Below are 19244 nucleotides of genomic sequence, written 5' to 3'. Positions count from 1 at the left end.
GGTGTTCTTTCGAGTTTTGATCCCGATCAATAGCGATACCTCCGTGGGGACTAGACTGCATCGCCAGATCCTGGCGTGCGGTGCGATCCGCGGAGAAATCCCATGGCTTCGAAATGGACGGTCCGTTCCCTGTTCGCCGCCGTCGCCGTCGGCGGGCTCACGCTCATGCCCTTTGCCGCCTTTACGCAGGTGAATGCACCTGCGCAGAAGCATGAGGCTTATGTTCCCCACCTCGGCGACATCATGGAGACCATGCAGCTTCGGCATTTCAAGCTGTGGTTTGCAGGGCGCCTCGGCAATTGGGAGCTTGCCGATTACGAACTCGGGCAGATGCGGGCGAGTTTCCAGGATGCGCTGACCCTCTATCCCGGTATTCCGGTTGCCGACATGAGTTCGATGACCGAGCCGGCCCGCCTCATCGGCGAGGCTATCAAGGAAAAGAACGGGCCGAAGTTCGCGACCGCGTTCAATGACATGACCAATGCCTGCAATGCCTGTCACCAGTCGATCGGGCGCGGGTTCATCGTCGTGCAGGTGCCCACCTCCTCGCCCTTCAGCAACCAGTCCTTCGCGCCTCCGGCCAAATAGCCGCCGCGCGTCAGACCGAGAGCAATGCGTCGCGGCGTGCGGGATCGCCCGCGAGCGCCGCGAAGCTGCCCTCGAATACCATGCGGCCGCGCGCCATGACGCAGGCGCGATCGCAGATGAGCCCGGCGAAGTGAAGGTTCTGCTCGCACAGCAGGATCGAAAGTCCCTCACGCTTCAGGGTCGTCACCGCCAGCGCGATTTGCTCCACGATCCGCGGCGCCAGCCCTTCGGAGGGTTCGTCCAGCAACAACAGCAGCGGATTGCCCATGAGGGTGCGTGCAAGGGTGAGCATCTGCTGTTCGCCCCCGCTCATCTCGCCGCCGCGCCGCCGGCGCATCTCCGCCAGATTGGGGAACAGCGCGAACAGGCGCTCCACCGTCCAGGGCGCATGGCCCGGCCGGGCGGGGCGGCGGCCAACTTCCAGATTCTCCATCACGGTGAGGTCGGTGAAGATCCGCCGATCCTCCGGAACATAGCCGATGCCGGCCTGGGCGAGGTCGTGGGTTTGCAGGCGCGAGACGTCGCGGCCCTCCAGGCGCACCTGCCCGGTGCGGCGGGGCCCCTGCGCGATGATGGCGCGAAGCGTGGTGGATTTGCCAGCCCCATTGCGGCCGAGCAGAGCGAGCGCCTCTCCGGTGCGCACCTCCAGCGCCACATCGTAAAGAATCTGGGCGTGGCCATAGAAGGCATCGAGATGCGCCACCTCAAGCATCCGCAGGCCCCGCGAAGGTCAAGCCGGTGCCGAGATAGATGGCGCGCACATGCGGATCGGCACGGATGGCGGCGGGCGAGCCTTGCGCGATCAGCGTGCCGCGATCCAGCACCAAAACCCGGTCGGCATGCTCGAACACCACATCCATATCGTGCTCGGTGAACAGGATGCCCATGTCGCGCTCCCGGGCGAGGCGGGCGGCCAGGCGCATCAGGGCGACGCGCTCGCCGATTGCCATGCCGGCGGTGGGCTCGTCCATGAGCAGCAGGCGGGGGCCGTTCGCCAGCGCGAGCGCAAGTTCCAGCCGCTTGACGTCACCATAGGCGAGCTCCCCGCTGGCCCGTTCCGCCTGGTCCGCGAGCCCCACGAGGCCGAGCAGCGCGTCCGCTTCCTGCCTGTGGGCGCGGCCGGCGAAGCCGAAGGGACGGGCCAGCGCGCCATGGTGGGAGAGCAGGGCGACCGCGAGATTCTCCCGCACGCTCATGGACGCGAAGGTGGCGGCGATCTGGAACGTGCGCCCGACGCCCAGGCGGAACAGCCGGCGCGGCGGCGCGCCGGTGATCTCCTGCCCGGCGATGCGCACGGTGCCCGCGTCGGGCGTCACCTGCCCGCCCAGCAGGCTGAAGCAGGTGCTTTTCCCAGCGCCATTGGGGCCGATGAGCGCCACAATCTCCCCGGCCGCCAGGGTGAAGGAGACATCGCGCACGGCGGCGACGCCGCCATAGGCCTTGGAAAGGCTGATGGCCTCGAGCAACGGCGGGCTCATGCGTCACCGCTCCCCAAGCGTGGGCGTAGGCGGGCGAGCGAACCCACGATGCCATGGGGAAAGGCGATCACCAGCAGCACGATCACCGCGCCCAGAACGAGCTTGGAATGCTCGGTCTGGCTCATCAGCCCTATGGATAGCAGCTTGTAGGCGATGGCGCCGACGATGCCCCCTGAGATGGTTTCAACCCCGCCCAGGAGCACCATGGCTAGGGCATCCACCGAGAGTGGTATGCCCAGCGTATCGGGAAAGACACTGCCTTTCAGAAAAGCGAACAGCGCGCCGGCGAGCGCCGCGAACAGGCCCGCGAGGGCAAATGCCGCCCATTGGATGCGATGGCGGTCAACGCCCAGCGCTTCGGCCCGCGCGGCATTGTCACGCGCCGCGCGAAGGGCATAGCCGAAGGGCGAGAAGATGAGCGTGCGCAGGGCTGCGACGCCAAGCGTCGCGAGGGCAAGGGCCAGCCAATAGAAGCCGGAGGGGGTCGCAGCGAAGCCTTGCGGCCAGATGCCGAGCAGGCCGTTGTCGCCGCCGGTCACCTGGACCCATTGGAAGGTAATCGCCCAGGCGATCTGCGCGAAAGCGAGCGTCAGCATGGCGGAATAGACGCCCGACAGGCGTACGCAAAACCAGCCGAACAGCACCGCGCCGGCGAGCCCCAGGAGCGGACCGAGCAGGATCGAACCGATCATGGAAAGCCCGGCGAGCTTCAAGGAGAATGCCGCGCCATAGGCGCCGAGGCCAAAATAGGCGGCATGGCCGAAGGAGGGGAGGCCGCCTGCACCCATGAGGAAATGCAGGCTCGCGGCAAAAAGCACGAAGATCGCGATCTCCGCGGCCACATTCAGCGCATAGGCGCTTGCGCCGAGTGGCAGCAGGGCGGCCACCAAGACGCCGCCAGCCACCGCCGCGCGCCCGCGCGCCGTCAATGGTCGCCACGGGGCAATGAAGGTGCCGATGGTCGTGCGTGCGCCGCCGTCGGCCCGGCCGAGCAGCCCGTACGGCCGCAGGACCAACACCAGCGCCATCACCGCGAACACCAGCACCAAAGACACCTGGGGCAGAATGAGGATACCGAAGGCGTTCAATTCGCACACCAGCACGGCCGCGAGAAACGCGCCGGTGACCGACCCGAGCCCGCCGATCACCACCACCACAAACGCCTCCACGATGATCTTCAGATCCATGGAATGGTTCACCGCCTCGCGCGGCAATTGCAGCGCCCCGCCAAGCGCGGCGAGAAACACGCCGATGGCGAACACCGAGGTGAACAGCCATTTCTGATTCACGCCGAGCGCCGCCACCATGTCCCGGTCCTGTGTCGCCGCACGCACCAGAATGCCCCAGCGGGTGGTGTGGAAGGCGAGCCAGATCGCGCCGAGCACCAGCGGTCCTAAAGCCACCAGGAACAGGTCGTAGGCGGGGATCGCCTGGCCGAGAACGTCCACTGCGCCCTTCAATCCCGGCGCACGGGGGCCGAGCAGGTCTTCCGGCCCGAAGATCAGGACCACAAGATCCTCAACCATCAGCGTGACGCCGAAGGTTGCGAGCAGTTGGAACAGCTCCGGCGCGCGGTAGATGCGGCGCAAGAGCAGGATTTCCATGGCCACGCCCAGCAAGGCCACGAAGCCGGCGGCGCAAACCAGGGCCGCCCAGAAGCCCAGCGCCCCGGAAAACCGCTCCGTGAGGCTGTAGGCCACATAGGCGCCCAGCATGTAGAAGGCGCCATGGGCGAAGTTCACGATACGCGTAACGCCGAAGATGATCGAAAGCCCGCTTGCCACCAGGAACAACGAACAGGCGCTGGCAAGGCCGGTGAGGAGTTGGGCAATGATGAAGTCCAAAAGCCTCGTCTCCACGCCTTGGTTTGGCCGGGCGTCACCGCCTCTCACCGAGGGAGAGGTCGTCCGCATCGCTGGCGGGTGAGGGGGCACCATGCCCCGCCAGCGCTTCACCCTCGCCCCATCCTTTTCCTTCTCGGGAGAGGAGGCAGGCAAGGCGCGTCAAAACCTATTGCGCCGGGCGCAGCTTTGCGGCCTCTTCCTCGCTCGGCAGATAGGCGGCGCCGTCGCGATAGACGAAGTCCACCATCCGGCCCTGGCCGTCCTGGACCGTGGTCTTGCCCACGAAGGCACCGAGGGTGGATTGGTGATCCCCCTTGCGGAACACGATGGGCCCGAACGGGCTGACGAGGGAAATGCCTTCGGCGGCGGCAATCAGCTTGTCGGTGTCGGTTGACCCGGCCTTGGCGATGATCGCGGCGGCTGCCTTGATGGTCGAATAGCCGACCACGGACCCGAGGCGGGGATAATCGTTGAACTTCGCCCGGTAGGCGTTCAGGAACGCGTCGTGCTCCGGCGTATGGATCGCGTACCAGGGATAGCCCGTCACGATCCAGCCTTGCGGCGCCTCGTCCTTCAGCGGGTCGAGATATTCCGGCTCGCCGGTCAGGAAGCTGACCACGGCGCGATCCTTGAACAGGCCGCGCACATTGCCCTCGCGTACCAGCTTGGCGAGGTCCGGACCGAAGGTGACGTTCAAGATCGCGTCCGGCTTGGCGGCGGCGATGGCCTGGACCACGGGACCGGCGTCGATCTTACCCTGAGGTGGCCATTGTTCCGCCACCCATTCCACGTCCGGCCGCTTGGCCGAGAGCAGCTTCTTGAAGACCGCGACCGCGGACTGGCCGTATTCGTAATTGGGCGCGATGGTGGCCCAACGTTTGGCGGGCAGCTTGGCCGCTTCCTCCGCCAGCATGGCCGCCTGCATGTAGTTCGAGGGGCGCAGGCGGAAGGTATAAGCGTTGCCCTTCTCCCAGGTGATGGCGTCGGTCAGCGGCTCGGCGGCGAGGAAAAACACCTTCTTCTGCTTGGCGAAATCCGAGACGGCAAGGCCGATGTGGGAGAAGAAGGTGCCGGCGAGCATGGCCACCTGATCGGGCGAAACCAGCTCGTTGGCGGCGGTCACCGCATCGGCGGGCTTGCCGGCATCGTCCTTGGAAATCACCACCAGCTTCTTGCCGAGCAAGCCGCCGGCGGCGTTCACCTCGTCGACCGCGAGTTGCCAGCCCTTGCGGTACGGCTCAGTGAAGGCGGGCAGAGTGGAATAGGAATTGATCTCGCCGATCTTGATCTCACCCTGTTGGGCAAGGGCCGCCGAGGCGAACAGGGTGGCGCCGACGGCGAACGCCGCAACGGAAGCGGACAGCGTGCGCATCCTCAACCTCTCCTTCGCAGAGCCGGCGCGCCGCGGGGAGTTCCCCGTTCGGAAAGGCGGCGCCGACCTCTTGCGGATACGCGAGGCGCGGCCGGAAGTCGAGCACGTCAGGGCGCCCGCTGCCGGGTAAGGCGCACGCCGACTATTGAACGCGCTGGGTCTGCGCCGCTGCTAGCGCCGTGCGGCAGCCTTCACTGATTTGGTCGGTCTGTTTTTGAGGGCACTGCATGATGCGTCCGCCGCCCGGCTGGACACTGGCGCACAGCTTCTGCGCGTCCGTGCGGCAGGCCTCCAGTGCCGCCTTGGTGGCCGCAGAGCCCGCGTCCTGCGCCAGCGCCGAGGGCGCGGCGAGACTGCTCTGGATCAGAAAGGAGAATGCGAGGCGCGCCAAGGCGCGGCGGGGAAATGCGATGGCAGGCAAGCGACGGCTCCGGTCGGTGCGGCGCCGCTGGGGCGCCGCTTCATTCCGGAACCATGGCGGCCGGCGGTTGCCCACCGATGTCCGCACGTTGCCAGATCGTTCGGACGTGTGAAGTTTTGTAACAGCCCGAGAGAGGGACAAGCCGGCGTTTCATGCCGGCCCGCGCATGCCGTCCCACCCCTCAGCGGCGCAGGCGGTCCAATACGTCGGCATTGGGGTAGCCGTCCGGCACCATGCCGCTCTTGATCTGGAAATCCTGCACGGCGACGCGGGTCTTGTTGCCCAGGATGCCGTCGGGATTGCCGATATCGTAGCCGCGCTGGAGCAGGAGGGACTGCATCTCCACCCGCTCGGCGCGGGTCAAGGTACGTTCGCCCGCGGGCCAGGAGGCCACGAACGGCCCGCCGCCCCGCAGCCGGTCCGACAGATGGCCGATGGCAAGGGCATAGGCGTCCGCCGGATTGTACCTCAGGATCGAGCTGAAGTTCGGCAGCATCAGGAAGGCCGGCCCCTTGGCGCCGGTGGGGAGCAGCAGAAAGGCGGTGTCCGTGGCGCGCGGAAACGCCTTGCCGCCTGGCCGCGTGATGCCGAGCGAGGCCCATTGGCTGAGGCTGTAGCGCTTGGAGCGATCCACATAGCGATAATCGAAGTTCGCCGGCAGGACGACTTCATAGCCCCAGGTCTTGCCGAACTGCCATCCATCGAGCTTGAGGTTGTTCGCGGTGGAGGCGATCACGTCCGGGATGGAATCCACCACGTTGCGATGGCCGTCGCCGTCGAAATCCACCGCGAAGCGCTGGAAGCTGGTGGGCATGAACTGGGTCGGACCGAACGCGCCCGCCCAGGACCCCTTGAGATGGTCGGCGGGCACATCGCCCTTGTCGAGGATCTGCAAGGTGGCGATGAATTCGTCGCGGAAATAATCCTGCCGCCGGCCGATGCAGGCGAGCGTCGCAGTGGAGCGCAGCACCGAGCGCGAACCCATGCCGTTCGGATTGCCGTAGTCGCTTTCGATGCCCCAGATGGCGGCCACCGCGTAGCGGTCCACCTTATAGGCCTTTTCCACGGCGTCGAAGATCGGCTTGTACTTCGCCAGGATCTCCTTGCCCTTGGCGATGCGCTTCTCGCTCACCAGCATGTTCACATAATCGCCCAGCGCGCGGGAGAATTCCGGCTGGCTATCGAGATAGTCCATGATCTTCATGTCGGGCTCGAGGCCCGTGGTGAAGCGTTCGAAGCCACGCTGGGAGACGCCCTTGGCCTGGGCGAGCGGCCACATGTTGGCGATGCAATTGGGGAAATTGGCCTGCGCCTGGGCAATTGCCTCGGGCGTCATGAGGGGATGGCTGGCGGGGCGGGTGGCCTCGGGCGTCGGATTGGCAGGAAATCCAAAGATCGAGCCGGTCACCTGTGCCTGCGCCCCGGCTGGGGTGAGCCCTGCCAGGGAAAGGCCGAAAGCGATGGCGAGCGCTCCGCCGGTTGTCTTCAGCGCCATGACTGCCCTCTTCGCTGCGCGGCGCGCAGATGTCGCCCCACGGATTCCATGACCGCTAATGGGCAGTCCATATGGTTGCTCTGTGGTTAACGTAGGGCAACTTTATCCGCGACGGTCAGCGAACAGAGTTAAATCTTCTCCCGCTCCGCAAGGCTACGCTCCCAGTCCAGCGCATGGGCGACGATGGTGGGCAGATCATCGAGCTTCGGTGCCCAGCCGAGCTGCGCCTGGATACGATCGGACGCTGCGACGATGGCGGCGGGATCGCCGGCGCGGCGCGGCGAATAGGTGACGGGGAAATCCACCCCGGAAACCGCCTTCACCGTCTCCACCACGTCCAGGACCGAATAGCCCCGGCCGTAGCCGCAATTGAAGATGCCGCTCTCGCCTCCGCTCCGCAGATAGGCGAGCGCGTCGAGATGGGCGGCGGCAAGATCGCTCACATGAATATAGTCCCGCAGGCAGGTGCCGTCGGGGGTCTCGTAATCCGTGCCGAACACATGCAGGCCGGGCCGCTTGCCGAGCGCCGCCTCGCAGGCGACCTTGATGAGATGGGTGGCGCCGGCGGTCGATTGGCCGGAGCGCCCCTTGGGGTCGGCACCCGCCACGTTGAAATACCGCAGCGCGACATAATGCAGCGGGAAGGCGGCGCCGGCGTCGCGCATCATCCATTCGCTCATCAACTTCGAGCGGCCATAGGGCGAAATGGGATTGAGCGCGGCGTGCTCGTCCACGGGCTCTGTGCCGACCATGCCATAGACGGCGGCGGTGGAGGAGAAGATGAAATGCGGTACGCCCGCGCCGACCACAGCCTCCAATAAGGCGCGGGTCTTCACGGTATTGGCGAGATAATAACCGAGCGGGTCGGCGACGGACTCCGGCACGACAATCCGTGCGGCGAAGTGAATGACGGCCTCGATGCCGTATTGCCGCACGGTCTGCGCCACCAATGCGGAGTCGCTGACATCCCCTTGAACGAAAACAGCCGCCTCGGGCACCGCCCAACGAAATCCGGTTGAAAGATCGTCCAGCACCACGACCGCTTCGCCGGCATCGAGAAGCGCCAGCACCATGTGGCTGCCGATATAGCCCGCGCCGCCTGTAACCAGAATCGCCATGTCCTCATCCCTCTGCCCGCGCCAGCCTCTCTGGGCCGTCTGAAATCGCGCGGCTATTGTGCGGTGCATTCATCGCTTCGGTCCACCTGTCGCGAACCATTTCGATGCGGATGCGTTACCTCCACGGACACAGCAACGTCAAAGGCAATCGCGCGATGCGTCAGACTGCGGCAGCCGTTAGCAATACGACGATCGAGTGCTTTGCCGGACGCTGGACCCACGTGCTAGAAGCCCTTGTCTCCCGAAACTGAATGGTGCTCATTCCATGCCGAAGCCTCTGCGGAAAGCCATCCTGCCGGTTGCCGGCCTCGGTACGCGCTTCCTGCCCGCCACCAAGGCGGTTCCTAAGGAAATGCTGACCGTGGTTGACCGGCCGGTCGTTCAGCACGTCGTGGACGAGGCACGTGCCGCCGGCATCGAGCACATCGTTTTCGTCACGGGCCGCAACAAGGCGGTCATCGAAGATCATTTCGACCGTCAGTTCGAGCTCGAAAAGACGCTCGTCGATCGCGGCAAGACGGCGGAACTGGAGCAGCTCGACCGCGACACGCCGAAGGCGGGCACCACCTCCTTTACGCGCCAGCAACTGCCGCTCGGGCTCGGGCATGCGGTGTGGTGTGCGCGCGATCTGATCGGTGACGAGCCGTTCGCGCTGCTGCTGCCGGACATGCTGCACCTGCCCAAGAACGGCAAGGGCTGCCTCGGTAAGATGGTCGAAGCCTACGAGCACACCGGCGGAAATGTCATTTCGGTCTATGAAGTGCCGGACGATCAGACCCATCAATACGGCATCGTCGGCACCTCCTCTGCCCCGGGGTTCGTTCCTGAAATTACGCAAATGGTGGAAAAACCCGCCCGCGGCACGGCGCCGACCAACCTTGCCATTTCCGGGCGTTATATTTTGCAGCCGACGATCTTCGATCTGCTCGCCAAGCAGGGACAGGGTGCGGGCGGTGAAATTCAGCTCACCGATTCGATGCTGAAGCTGATGGAGCGGGAGCGTTTCTTCGCCGTGACCTTCGATGGCGCGGTTTATGATTGCGGCTCCAAGATCGGGTTCTTGATGGCCAATGTCGCTTACGCGCTCATGCGTCCTGATATAGAGCCCGAATTCCGCTCGGAATTGACCTCATTCCTGAAGATCTGACGTAACGGCGGCAGGGCGTGACGTTATTAGAATACCATTTCAGTCGTCGCGCCTTGCCTTGACCCGAACTCTTTTCCCGTCTAATCGCGGTCTCCGAAGCCTTATCTGGTCCAGGCGCGGAGCCCGCGAATGCTGCAGTCCCAAAACCATGGCGGCGAGTTGCGCAAACCCCGCATGAACGATGAACTGCGGTTCCTCCAGTCCTGGTTCCAAAATCCGCTGAAAACGGGCGCGGTTTCGCCTTCCGGCAAGGCGCTTGCCCGGATGATGGCGAACTACCTGGACCCGGCTGTTCCAGGCCCGGTGATCGAGCTTGGACCTGGCACGGGGCCGGTGACGCGGGCGCTGCTGTCGCGGGGATTCGCGCCCGAACGTCTGTTTCTCATCGAATATAACCCGGAATTCTGCGCTCTTCTGCGCCGTCGTTATCCCGGTGTCACCGTGATTCAGGGCGACGCCTACGAAATGCGTAAGACGCTGAACGGGCTGCTGCCCGGCCCGGCGGTCGGCACCATCTCCTCGCTGCCGCTGTTCACCCGCTCGCCGGAGGATCGCGACCGGATGGTGAACGAGGCATTCGACCTGTGCGTCGGTGGCGCGCCGTTTGTTCAGTTCACCTATGCGGTGGTCTCGCCCGTGCCCCTCAAGAATGGGCGCATCAATGGCGAGCGCTCGCCCCGCGTGTGGCTGAACTTGCCCCCCGCCCGCGTGTGGGCCTATCGGCGGCCGTGACGCCCTTTCTTTATGTCAGCCATCCGCAGGTGAAGGTGGATGCGGACCTCCCGGTTCCGCTGTGGGGGCTTTCTGACATCGGGATCGCCCGCACTCGCGCCTTCGCCCGTGATCCGGCGCTGCTGGCCTTCGGCCGCATCGTTTCGAGCGACGAGGTGAAGGCGAAGGAGACTGCTGCCCTTCTGGCCGAGGCGCTGCGCCTGCCGGTGGAGGTGCGCCCCGCCATGCACGAGAATGATCGCTCCTCCACGGGGTATCTGGCCGAAGCGGAATTCCAGGCGGTGGCCAATCTTTTCTTCGCCCACCCGCAGGAGAGCGTGCGTGGCTGGGAGCGCGCTGCCGACGCCCAGGCCCGCATCGTGCGGGAGGTGACGGCAGCGCTCGCCGACGCTCCGCAGACGCCGCCGATCTTCGTCGGTCATGGCGGCGTCGGGACATTGCTTTTATGCCATCTCGCGGGCTATCCGATCTCGCGGGCGCATGACCAGCCGCCCGTCGGCGGAGGTTGCTGGTTCCAATCCGCGCTGGATCGCACGCCCGATCGCTGGCGCGCCATGGAGGAGGCCCTCACCCCATGACATCTGGCCCCGCGACATCCGCAACCCCGTCCGAGACGGCGCGCGACAAGCTTATCGTCGCTCTCGATTTCCCGAATGTTGCCGCGGCGGAAGCGCTGGTGTGGCAATTGGGTGATGCCGTCAGCTTCTACAAGATCGGCCTGGAACTCACGATCTCCGGTGGCCTCGATCTCGCGAGCGACCTGATCTCCGCGGGCAAGAAGGTGTTCTTGGATCTCAAGCTCCACGACATCGACCACACGGTGGAGCGCGCCACTGCCGCCGCTGCCGCGCGCGGGGTCACGCTATTGACCGTTCATGCCTATCCCCAGACGCTCGCCGCGGCTGCCCGTGGCGCCAAGGGCAGTGAGCTGAAGGTGCTCGGCGTCACGGTGCTCACCTCCTATGACGACGCCGATCTTGCGGCGGCCGGGTATGGAAGCGGCGTCGGCGAGACGGTTCGCCTGCGCGCCCGCCAGGCGCGCGAGGCTGGGATTGCCGGCGTCATCTGCGCGCCGACCGACGCGGCGACCGTGCGCGGCATCCTTGGGCCCGACGGCCTTGTGGTGACGCCGGGCGTGCGCCCGAGCGGCTCCGAGGTGGGCGACCAGAAGCGGATCGCGACACCGGCCGCTGCCATCGCGGCGGGCGCGAACAAGATCGTGGTCGGCCGCCCGATCATCGCCGCGCCGGATCCCGTCGCGGCGGCGCAGGCCATATTGAAGGAAATCTCCGGCGCCTGATCCCTCGACGATGGGGGCGCTGTTGTGGGATGGTCGCCGGCGCGAAAGCGCTTGAGTGGCGGGACGAAGGGGCGGAACGAGATGGCCAAGGGCTATTGGATCGCGCGTGTCGATGTGGTCAACCCGGTAGGATACGCGGAATACGCCAAGGCGAATGCCGAACCCTTCGCTGCCCACAAGGCGCACTTTCTGGTGCGCGGCGGCGAAATCCACGCGATGGAAGGCATTTCGCGCGGCCGCAATGTGGTGATCGAGTTCGAGAGCTTCGAAGCCGCCCGCGCCTGTTATTTCTCTCCCGAGTATCAGGCGGCGCTTGCGCTGCGCCAGCCCTATTCCATTGCCGACGTGATGATCGTGGAAGGCGTCGAGCCTCCCGTCGAGGCGCCGTCCTCGGCGGCAACGCCCGCGGGCTATTGGGTCATGGGCCTCGATATTATCGACCAGGAAGGGTACCGCGCCTATGCGGCGGCGGGCGGCACGGCGGGGTTCAAGCCGCGTTTCCTGGTGCGGGGCGGGCGTCAGGAATTGCTGGAAGGCATCGGCCGCCAGCGCACCGTGCTGCTGGCCTTCGATGATGTGCCGACCGCACTCGCCTGCTACGAATCAGATGAGTATCAAAAGGCCGTCCTGCTGCGCGAAGGTGCAGCCGAGGTGGATCTCATCATCGCGCCCGGCTATTCCGGCCCGCAGCCTGCCTAAGACAAATAAGCCCGGATCCCCGGGGGGAGCAAAGCCAAGTGTCGGATCTGCGTGTCGTCATCACCGGGGCCAGCGGTCGCATGGGGCGCACGCTCCTGCGCGCGGTGCTCGAAACCGAGGGGTTCGCACTGGTCGGCGCGCTGGAGCATGCCGATAGTCCCCATCTCGGCGAGGATGCGGGCCTGCTGGCCGGCATCGGCGTTTCGGGCGTGACGGTGCGCAACGATGTGTCCCGCGTGCTCAACGGCGCGGACGTGGTGATCGATTTCACCACACCGTCGGCCTCGGTGCGGCTGGCCGAGACGCTGGCGGAAGCCGGCATCGCCCACGTGATCGGCACCACCGGCTTTTCCTCCGCCGATCTCTCCACCATCGCGGCGGCCGCGCGGCGCACGGCGATCGTCCGCTCGGGCAACATGAGCCTTGGCGTGACCCTGCTGGCGGCGCTGACCAAGCGCGTGGCGGCGACGCTGGGGCAGGAATTCGACATCGAGATCGTTGAGATGCATCACGCCCGCAAGGTGGATGCCCCTTCCGGCACCGCGTTGCTGCTGGGCGAGGCGGCGGCCGCGGGCCGCAATGTGGACCTTGACGACTATGGGGTGCGCGGCCGCGATGGCGTCACGGGTCCGCGCCGGCCGGGCGCCATCGGCTTCGCCAGCCTGCGCGGCGGCTCGGTCATCGGCGAGCATCAGGTGATTTTCGCCGGCCCGGCCGAGCGCATCGAGTTGGTGCACAAGGCCGAGGACCGTTCGATCTTTTCCCACGGCGCGCTGACCGCCGCGCGCTGGACCAAGGGGCGCGAGCCCGGCCTTTACGACATGGCAGACGTGCTCGGCCTTTCGGATTTCTGACCCCTCAGGGGCGCTATGGCTTTTGAAATTTCCGGCTCGGACGTGCTATCAGTCGCGCCGACACATCAATCCGCCCTGCGGCGGCCTTCCCTCAAGGCCCAGCCGAAGCTCCTCGTTCAAGGAATGCGTCCATGGAACGGCTTCTCGTCCTCGTCCGTCACGGGCAGAGCGAGTGGAACCTCAAGAACCTGTTCACCGGCTGGCGCGATCCGGGCCTGACGGAGAAGGGGGTCGCGGAGGCGCAGCGCGCCGGCAGCCTGCTTGCCGCGGAAGGGTTGAGCTTCGACTTGGCTTACACGTCCGCTCTCGGCCGCGCCCAGCGCACCTGTTCCCTCGTGCTGGAGGAGATGGGTCTTGCGGGGATCGAGACCATCGCCGACCAGGCTTTGAACGAACGCGATTACGGCGATCTCTCGGGTCTCAACAAGGACGAGGCGCGCCAGCGCTGGGGCGACGAGCAGGTGCACATCTGGCGCCGCTCCTACGACATTCCCCCGCCCGGCGGCGAGAGCTTGCGCGACACGGTGGCACGGACGCTGCCTTATTACGTGCAGGAAATCCTGCCGAGCGTACTTCGCGGCCGGCGCACCCTGGTGGCGGCCCACGGCAATTCCCTGCGGGCGCTGGTGATGGTGCTGGAGCGGCACACCCCCGAGAGCATCATGAAGCGGGAACTCGCCACCGGCGCGCCCATCGTCTACCGGCTGGCGCCCGACGCCACCGTGGAAGAGCATCGTGATCTGATCGTCTGATCCTGCGCCCGGCCCATCGTGCGGGCCGGGGAGTAAGGCGGTACGCCGATCAGCGCATGGCGGGGGCGGAAGGCGCGGGGGGCGTGGCCGTTCCCGGCTTAGCGGCGCGGGGCGCCTGGGCCAAGCCGGCCGACAGCCGCACGGCCACCGATTGCGCGAAGCAATTGTAGCTCCAGTCCGTCAGGTGCAGACCGTCAAGGATGATCATCTGCGAGAGCGGGATGCCGTCGCGTTCCTTCCAGCGCTTCATCATGGCGTAGCGGGCGATGACGGGCACATTCTCCTGCTGTCCCACGTCGGCGATCAGCTTCAGCATCGGCCCGGTGTCGGCGTCGATATTCACCCAGGGCGAATATTGCAGATCGATCAGCACCGGGTCGGCGCCATAAGCGCGGATGCGGGCGATGCCGGTGCGCAGCTGGTCGCCGAAATTGCCCAGGCCGAAGCTGCGCAGCACATAATTGGTGCCGACCTGCCAGAGCACCACATCGGGCTTCAATGCGCCGACGTCGCGGTCGAAGCGGGCGAGATTCTCCGGCACGTCCTCCGCATTGCCGCCCTTGTTGACGACCTTGATCTGGGTGCCGGGGAAACGCGCCTGCAGCTGCGCCTCGAGCACCGCCGGATAGGTGCGGGAGGGATCCGAGGCACCGACGCCGGTGGTGGAGGAGGAGCCGATCGCCACGATGGTGATCGCCTTTGTCCGCGCCAAAGTTTCGGCCGCCCGCGGCACGCTCAACGCCGCCTGCGGCGGTTGAGCCGGGCAGGCGGTCGTCTGTGCCATGGCGGAGCCGGCGAACACGCCCAGCAACGCAGCGCCGCACACGCGTGCCGCGATGCTGGAAAACGAGGCGGCCATGCCGGTTTCCTCCAATGATGTTCTACTGCGCCTTCTGGCGCAGCGCGAACCCGAACATGGCGGTGGTGACGCCGTTCACGATCAGGTCGATGCCCAGGAACAGGCCGAGCAGGAATACCGAATTCACGGGCCAGCCCGCAATGATGATCACGCCCAAAAGGAAGGTGATCACCCCCGACAATGCGAGGAATCCCCAGCCCGCTGCGGGACGCGCGCCGATGGCAGCGAAGATGCGGAACCCGCCACCCACCACGAGCGACACGCCGATCATCAAGGTGATGACGCCGGCCGCCAGAAGCGGCTGGTACATGATGAGGCCGCCCGCGATCACATACAGCACGCCGCCCAGCAGCCAGAACAGGAACCGGCCCCAGCTCTGAACGCGGAAGGCGTGAAGGATCTCCACGATGCCCGCGACCATCACCAAGGCACCGACATAGAGCGCGGTGACGAGGGTGGAGGTGAGCAGATGCGCGAGCGCGATGAAGCCGAGCACCACGAAAGCGATTCCAAGAGCAACGAACCAGCCCCAGCTGGCCCGGATTTCCGTGATGTGAAGCTTGGCGGTGGGGGAGGGAAGACTGGTGGGCATGATCGGGTGCTCCGGCAGCGTAAAGCCGTCCGCAGGCGATCATATCCGCACCGTCCGCGCAATGCTAAGACGCAACGGGATCGTGCAGGGGCAGCGCATATTTCGCGGTGCGATTCGCCGCAGGTCGGAAATCGATGATGACACAGGCCAAACGTTCGAACCGTGCCGCCAAGGAGCAACTGGAGGCGCAGCGGCACGCGGCGGAGATCGCCCGTCTGTGGGTCGGCCATCGCGTGGTGCGGCTGCACGTGCGCCTGTTCATTGCCGTCCTGCTCGGGTTGGCCGCATTCGCGATGATGAGCTTGACCGGGATTGCAGAGGGCATCACGCGCGCCCTGCTCTCGTGGGACATCGCCATTTTGGTCTGGCTGATCCTGGTGGGCGTCCTGGTGGTGCGCACGGATGCGCGGATGCTGAGCATCCATGCCGGCATTGATGACGAGGGCGGGCCGGTGATTCTGGTGGCCTCGCTCCTGTGCGCCGGTATCAGCTTGGCGGCGGTCATCCTGGAAAGCGGCCATCACGGCACGGATGGGAGCTCGTCCCCGCTGCGCGTCGGCTTGGCTGTGGGGACCTTATTGCTGTCCTGGCTGTTCCTTCACACCATCTACGCCCTGCATTATTCGCGGGAATATTATTCCTCCCGCCCCGATGCCTCGCCCATGCTGGTGTTTCCCGGTGATGCGCAGCCCAATTATTGGGATCTGCTCTATTTTTCCTTCAATATCGGGACCGCCTCGCAAACCGCGGACATCACCATTCCCTCGCCGCGCCTGCGCCGGCTCGTGCTGGGCCATCAGATCGCCTCGTACATCTTCAACGCCGCCGTCATCGCCCTTGGCGTCAACGTGGCGGCGAGCCTCGTCTAGGGCGCTTTGGCTGTCTCCTGCGCATCCTGGAGTTGCAAGAATTCAGGGGACGACTGCGCTTGATCTGTTAAATGTGCGCATCGATACTGCGCGCCGTCGGTGCGTTGCGGTATGAATGTAGCGAGCGCGCCGGCCGGCTGTTCACGATGCGCGAGCGGCGCTGTGGGGTGGGAGGTGAGGGGTGGCCCAGGTTTCGACATTCGTGTGCGGCGTTCAAAAGGGCGGAACGACGAGCCTGTTCGAATATCTGAGGTCCCATCCCGATCTTGCTGCGCCGTACCACAAGGAACCTCATTTCTTCGACAACGAGTCGATCGATTGGAACCGCCCGGATTACGGCATGCTGGAAGCCGCCTTTCCCGTGGACGACGGGCGCGAGCGGTTCGAGGCGACCCCCATCTACAGCTTCTGGCCGCCGGCGATGGAGCGCATCCAGGCCTACAATCCAAAGGCGCGGCTGATCTTCCTGTTTCGCGATCCCTGCGAGCGCGCCTGGTCCCATTGGTGCATGGCCTATGCCCGTGGGGAGGAGGATATGCTGTTCGCTGACGCGATCCGCGAGGGACGCGCGCGCATCCCGTCGATGCCCGTGTCTGAGGCGTTGCGTCAGTTCAGCTATGTGGAGCGCGGTTTCTACGCGAGCCAGGTGCGTCGGGCGATGGCGCTTTTTCCGGCCGGACAATTGCTGTTCCTGCGCTCTCGGGATCTCGCGCATGATCAGCATGCGACGCTGGCGCGGATCGCATCTTTCCTGGGGCTGGCCCCGTTCCCGATCATGACTCCCAAGCGCGCGTGCGTCCGGCCGGCACGCGCGTGGCCGTGTTATCCGACGCAGGCCGACCATGCGCTGCTGTCCCGCCTTCTGCGGCCGGAGGTCGAGGCATTTGCGGAACTGACGGGGCTGGATGTGTCGGGTTGGCTGAGCATGGCGGGCGCGTCCTCAGCGGAGCGCACATCGCCGGCTGCCGTTCGCGATCACGTCCCGTGCACCGGGGATCAGGCTCAGGCGAGCTGCACGCAATAGCGCACGAACTCGTCGGCCGGCGTGAACGAATCATAGAGGCGGCGGGCCACGGTGTTGCTGGCCTTCGTTTGCCAATAAAGCTCGATCCAGCCCTCGGCCCGGCCGCGTGTGATCAGATCTTGAATCAACGCCCGCCCCACGCCCCCGCCGCGCACTTCAGGATCGACGAACAAATCCTCCAGATAGCAGCGCGGCCCGTGACCCCAGGTGCCTGGATGCAGCACGCTGACGGCAAAGCCGGCCACAAGCCCCTCCCGCTCCGCGAGACGGCAGGAGATGGGCGAGGCGGAATCGAGGATCCGGGCCCAGGTATGTGCGGTCACATCCGCGGGCACGTCGGTTTCGTAAAAGGCGGTATAGCCCGCCCACAGGTCGCGCCAGCGCGCTTCGTCCCCTGCGGTGGCATCGCGCACGCAAATCGAGGCCAGAGGGGACAACGCCTCGCTTCTCTGCTCCGTGCCGGACATGCCGCCCCCGTGTTTGCGTGACCTCGGCCTTTTTCCCCGGTGCCCATCATCGCGCAGGCATCGGCCGCCGCGAAGTGACCACGTCAAAAGAAAAGCGCGCCGGCCGGGCGCGCTTTCTTAAACTCGAACCGACGCGTCACGCGCGGCGGGCGACTCAACGAGCTTGGGAATTGGACGCGGCGTTCGCCTGCGCCCCTCCGGTCTTGGGCATGATGACAACCTTCGTGCCCACCTTGACGCGGTCGAACAGGTCTTCCACGTCCGCATTCAGCATGCGGAAGCAACCGGAGGACACGAACTTGCCGATGGTCTGCGGCTCGTTGGTGCCGTGGATACGATACTCGGTGCCGCCGAGATAAAGCGTGCGCGCGCCGAGCGGATTGCCGGGGCCGCCGGCCATGAAGCGCGGCAGATAGGGCTGGCGGGTGATCATTTCAGACGGCGGGCGCCAATCGGCCCATTCCGCCTTGCGGGTGATCTTCTCCGTGCCGGCCCAGGTGAAGCCTTCGCGGCCCACGCCAATGCCGTACCGAATCGCCTTGCCGCCACCCTGAACCAGATAGAGATAGGTGTTCGACGTATCGATCACGATCGTGCCGGGCGGCTGGGTGCTCGGGAAATCCACCGTCTGGCGGCGGAAGCGCTCGGGCACCGGCTCGCTCGGATCGACATTCTCGATGCGCGGACCGGACGGCGCTTCCTGCGTGCCGGGCACAACGGCGGCGTTGGCCCCGTACACGCCCGACGGCGGAGCACCGGCCGGGCCGGGCGCGGCGCTGCCATAGGCGGCCGTCTGGGGCTGCACGTAACCTTGCTGCGGCTGGACGTAGCCCTGCTGCGGCTGGACATATCCCTGCTGGAGCGCCTGAGCTCGCAGCGCATCCTGCTGAGCGGAGGTCGGCGGCTCATCCGAAGCCTGGGGCTGCACATAGCCTTGGGGCTGCTGCACATATCCCTGCGGCTGCTGGACGTAACCCTGCGGCGCGTTGGTGCCATGCGCGCCCTGGGAGGCATAGCCACCCTGCGGGGCGTAGCTGCCTTGGGGTGCAATCGAGATCGGCTGGTTGCTGGGGGCGGCGGCCTGGACGGGCGCACCCTGCGGATAGCCTTGGGGCGCCGGCTGGGCATAGCCGGGCGCGGAATAGGTGGGAGCCTGAACGCTGCCGGGCGGCGGCGCGATGGGCGCGCTCTGAACGGCGTCGTTGCGCGTCGCGGGGCGCGCATAAGGATCATTATAGCCGGGGACGCTTCCCGACGGTTCGGGAGCGATGGCGCCGGTCGGCTCATCTTCATCCACCGCCGCGGCCGCGGGGACATAATACCGGCTTTGGACGGGCTGAGCCTGTGCCGAAGCAGCCAGGACGGAGATCCCAAGGGCGGAGAGGAGTGTGTTGCGCAGCGTCATGGGATTCGTTGTTAATCCTGAAACGTGACGAAATTGGAAACGATCGGAATTTTTTCACCCCACCGTTTTGCCAAGCTTGCATGCCGGAGCGTTAGACGCTCATGCGATGGATCAAGCCCGCGAAACAATGGTTCCCCGCCGCTTCCATAACCACTTGAGGGCACCTTATGTTCCGTTGAACTCGTAGCGCCCGCTCGACCGCGGCGCAACGCAAAGACGCATTGGTAA

Annotated in this window: 21 protein-coding genes; 10 read left to right on the top strand and 11 right to left on the bottom strand. The window is 65.8% G+C overall.

All coding sequences use genetic code 11. The features are described from left to right. The first annotated feature begins 102 nt into the window (after positions 1-102). Positions 103-588, top strand: coding sequence for a hypothetical protein (locus V5F68_RS17120; RefSeq protein WP_394014221.1), 486 nt, complete (start codon positions 103-105; stop codon positions 586-588). Positions 589-598: 10 nt separating this feature from the next. Here V5F68_RS17120 and V5F68_RS17115 read toward each other — a convergent pair whose 3' ends face one another. The 7 genes from V5F68_RS17115 to galE form a co-directional block, all read right to left on the bottom strand. Beyond that, positions 599-1300, bottom strand: coding sequence for an ABC transporter ATP-binding protein (locus V5F68_RS17115; RefSeq protein ID WP_394014220.1), 702 nt, complete (start codon positions 1298-1300; stop codon positions 599-601). Further along, entirely contained in the window at positions 1293-2066 is a 774-nt protein-coding gene (locus V5F68_RS17110; RefSeq protein WP_394014219.1) for an ABC transporter ATP-binding protein, read from the bottom strand. The genes V5F68_RS17115 and V5F68_RS17110 overlap by 8 nt, the downstream gene beginning before the upstream one ends. After that, entirely contained in the window at positions 2063-3910 is a 1848-nt protein-coding gene (locus V5F68_RS17105; protein WP_394014218.1) for an ABC transporter permease, read from the bottom strand. Before V5F68_RS17105 ends, V5F68_RS17110 begins: the two co-directional genes overlap by 4 nt. Before the next feature lie 166 nt (positions 3911-4076). Further along, positions 4077-5282 (bottom strand): ABC transporter substrate-binding protein, encoded by a 1206-nt coding sequence (locus V5F68_RS17100; protein ID WP_394014217.1) that lies wholly within the window; start codon positions 5280-5282, stop codon positions 4077-4079. Positions 5283-5424: 142 nt separating this feature from the next. Beyond that, positions 5425-5703 carry a cysteine rich repeat-containing protein gene (locus V5F68_RS17095; protein WP_394014216.1) on the bottom strand — a complete coding sequence of 93 codons (279 nt, stop codon included), beginning with the start codon at positions 5701-5703 and terminating at the stop codon, positions 5425-5427. Positions 5704-5884: 181 nt separating this feature from the next. Next, a complete protein-coding gene (locus V5F68_RS17090; RefSeq protein ID WP_394014215.1) occupies positions 5885-7198 on the bottom strand; it encodes a lytic murein transglycosylase in 1314 nt (437 codons plus the stop codon). A 128-nt stretch (positions 7199-7326) separates the two neighbouring features. After that, positions 7327-8316: a UDP-glucose 4-epimerase GalE gene (galE, locus tag V5F68_RS17085; protein WP_394014214.1), complete on the bottom strand. Its 990-nt coding sequence runs from the start codon at positions 8314-8316 to the stop codon at positions 7327-7329. Between the two features lie 265 nt (positions 8317-8581). Between galE and V5F68_RS17080 the strand changes: the two genes are divergently transcribed. The 7 genes from V5F68_RS17080 to V5F68_RS17050 all read left to right on the top strand — a co-directional run bounded on the left by V5F68_RS17080 (position 8582) and on the right by V5F68_RS17050 (position 13800). Beyond that, the gene (locus V5F68_RS17080; protein ID WP_394014213.1) at positions 8582-9463 is read left to right on the top strand and encodes a UTP--glucose-1-phosphate uridylyltransferase; all 882 of its coding nucleotides are present in this window, start codon (positions 8582-8584) and stop codon (positions 9461-9463) included. A 129-nt stretch (positions 9464-9592) separates the two neighbouring features. After that, a complete protein-coding gene (locus tag V5F68_RS17075; protein ID WP_348844241.1) occupies positions 9593-10195 on the top strand; it encodes a class I SAM-dependent methyltransferase in 603 nt (200 codons plus the stop codon). Then, positions 10192-10773, top strand: coding sequence for a histidine phosphatase family protein (locus tag V5F68_RS17070; protein WP_394014212.1), 582 nt, complete (start codon positions 10192-10194; stop codon positions 10771-10773). Before V5F68_RS17075 ends, V5F68_RS17070 begins: the two co-directional genes overlap by 4 nt. Beyond that, positions 10770-11495, top strand: coding sequence for an orotidine-5'-phosphate decarboxylase (gene pyrF / locus V5F68_RS17065; protein ID WP_394014211.1), 726 nt, complete (start codon positions 10770-10772; stop codon positions 11493-11495). The genes V5F68_RS17070 and pyrF overlap by 4 nt, the downstream gene beginning before the upstream one ends. Before the next feature lie 81 nt (positions 11496-11576). After that, positions 11577-12194 (top strand): DUF1330 domain-containing protein, encoded by a 618-nt coding sequence (locus tag V5F68_RS17060; RefSeq protein ID WP_394014210.1) that lies wholly within the window; start codon positions 11577-11579, stop codon positions 12192-12194. A gap of 38 nt (positions 12195-12232) precedes the next feature. Then, positions 12233-13048, top strand: a complete 816-nt coding sequence (gene dapB, locus V5F68_RS17055; RefSeq protein WP_394014209.1) for a 4-hydroxy-tetrahydrodipicolinate reductase — start codon at positions 12233-12235, stop codon at positions 13046-13048. Between the two features lie 131 nt (positions 13049-13179). Continuing rightward, complete coding sequence (locus tag V5F68_RS17050) at positions 13180-13800, top strand: 2,3-bisphosphoglycerate-dependent phosphoglycerate mutase (protein ID WP_348844245.1); 621 nt, start codon at positions 13180-13182, stop codon at positions 13798-13800. A gap of 49 nt (positions 13801-13849) precedes the next feature. On the opposite strand, the gene V5F68_RS17045 is transcribed toward V5F68_RS17050, so the two are convergent. Next, complete coding sequence (locus tag V5F68_RS17045; protein WP_394014208.1) at positions 13850-14659, bottom strand: SGNH/GDSL hydrolase family protein; 810 nt, start codon at positions 14657-14659, stop codon at positions 13850-13852. Positions 14660-14681: 22 nt separating this feature from the next. Then, positions 14682-15251, bottom strand: a complete 570-nt coding sequence (locus tag V5F68_RS17040) for an HdeD family acid-resistance protein (protein ID WP_394014207.1) — start codon at positions 15249-15251, stop codon at positions 14682-14684. Positions 15252-15388: 137 nt separating this feature from the next. Here V5F68_RS17040 and V5F68_RS17035 point away from each other — a divergent pair, with 137 nt between their 5' ends. Together V5F68_RS17035 and V5F68_RS17030 are read left to right on the top strand one after the other, a co-directional pair. Beyond that, positions 15389-16120, top strand: coding sequence for a DUF1345 domain-containing protein (locus V5F68_RS17035; protein ID WP_394014206.1), 732 nt, complete (start codon positions 15389-15391; stop codon positions 16118-16120). A 181-nt stretch (positions 16121-16301) separates the two neighbouring features. Further along, a complete protein-coding gene (locus tag V5F68_RS17030) occupies positions 16302-17144 on the top strand; it encodes a sulfotransferase (RefSeq protein WP_394014205.1) in 843 nt (280 codons plus the stop codon). Here the strand turns inward: V5F68_RS17030 and V5F68_RS17025 are convergent. Beyond that, positions 17123-17581: a GNAT family N-acetyltransferase gene (locus V5F68_RS17025; protein ID WP_394014204.1), complete on the bottom strand. Its 459-nt coding sequence runs from the start codon at positions 17579-17581 to the stop codon at positions 17123-17125. The two genes, V5F68_RS17030 and V5F68_RS17025, sit on opposite strands and share 22 nt — an antisense overlap. Before the next feature lie 184 nt (positions 17582-17765). Beyond that, complete coding sequence (locus V5F68_RS17020; protein WP_394014203.1) at positions 17766-19016, bottom strand: L,D-transpeptidase; 1251 nt, start codon at positions 19014-19016, stop codon at positions 17766-17768. Positions 19017-19244 lie beyond the last annotated feature (228 nt).

The organism is Roseixanthobacter pseudopolyaromaticivorans, from assembly GCF_043195145.2.
Classification (GTDB): domain Bacteria; phylum Pseudomonadota; class Alphaproteobacteria; order Rhizobiales; family Xanthobacteraceae; genus NCEH01.
This window is presented reverse-complemented; position numbering and strand designations above follow the sequence as displayed.

Coding starts and splice junctions, on each gene's coding strand:
- V5F68_RS17120 (WP_394014221.1), top strand. CDS start 103: ATGGCTTCGAAATGGACGGTCCGTTCCCTGTTCGCCGCCGTCGCCGTC.
- V5F68_RS17115 (WP_394014220.1), bottom strand. CDS start 1,300: ATGCTTGAGGTGGCGCATCTCGATGCCTTCTATGGCCACGCCCAGATT.
- V5F68_RS17110 (WP_394014219.1), bottom strand. CDS start 2,066: ATGAGCCCGCCGTTGCTCGAGGCCATCAGCCTTTCCAAGGCCTATGGC.
- V5F68_RS17100 (WP_394014217.1), bottom strand. CDS start 5,282: ATGCGCACGCTGTCCGCTTCCGTTGCGGCGTTCGCCGTCGGCGCCACC.
- V5F68_RS17090 (WP_394014215.1), bottom strand. CDS start 7,198: ATGGCGCTGAAGACAACCGGCGGAGCGCTCGCCATCGCTTTCGGCCTT.
- galE (WP_394014214.1), bottom strand. CDS start 8,316: ATGGCGATTCTGGTTACAGGCGGCGCGGGCTATATCGGCAGCCACATG.
- V5F68_RS17080 (WP_394014213.1), top strand. CDS start 8,582: ATGCCGAAGCCTCTGCGGAAAGCCATCCTGCCGGTTGCCGGCCTCGGT.
- V5F68_RS17075 (WP_348844241.1), top strand. CDS start 9,593: ATGCTGCAGTCCCAAAACCATGGCGGCGAGTTGCGCAAACCCCGCATG.
- pyrF (WP_394014211.1), top strand. CDS start 10,770: ATGACATCTGGCCCCGCGACATCCGCAACCCCGTCCGAGACGGCGCGC.
- V5F68_RS17060 (WP_394014210.1), top strand. CDS start 11,577: ATGGCCAAGGGCTATTGGATCGCGCGTGTCGATGTGGTCAACCCGGTA.
- V5F68_RS17050 (WP_348844245.1), top strand. CDS start 13,180: ATGGAACGGCTTCTCGTCCTCGTCCGTCACGGGCAGAGCGAGTGGAAC.
- V5F68_RS17045 (WP_394014208.1), bottom strand. CDS start 14,659: ATGGCCGCCTCGTTTTCCAGCATCGCGGCACGCGTGTGCGGCGCTGCG.
- V5F68_RS17040 (WP_394014207.1), bottom strand. CDS start 15,251: ATGCCCACCAGTCTTCCCTCCCCCACCGCCAAGCTTCACATCACGGAA.
- V5F68_RS17035 (WP_394014206.1), top strand. CDS start 15,389: ATGACACAGGCCAAACGTTCGAACCGTGCCGCCAAGGAGCAACTGGAG.
- V5F68_RS17020 (WP_394014203.1), bottom strand. CDS start 19,016: ATGACGCTGCGCAACACACTCCTCTCCGCCCTTGGGATCTCCGTCCTG.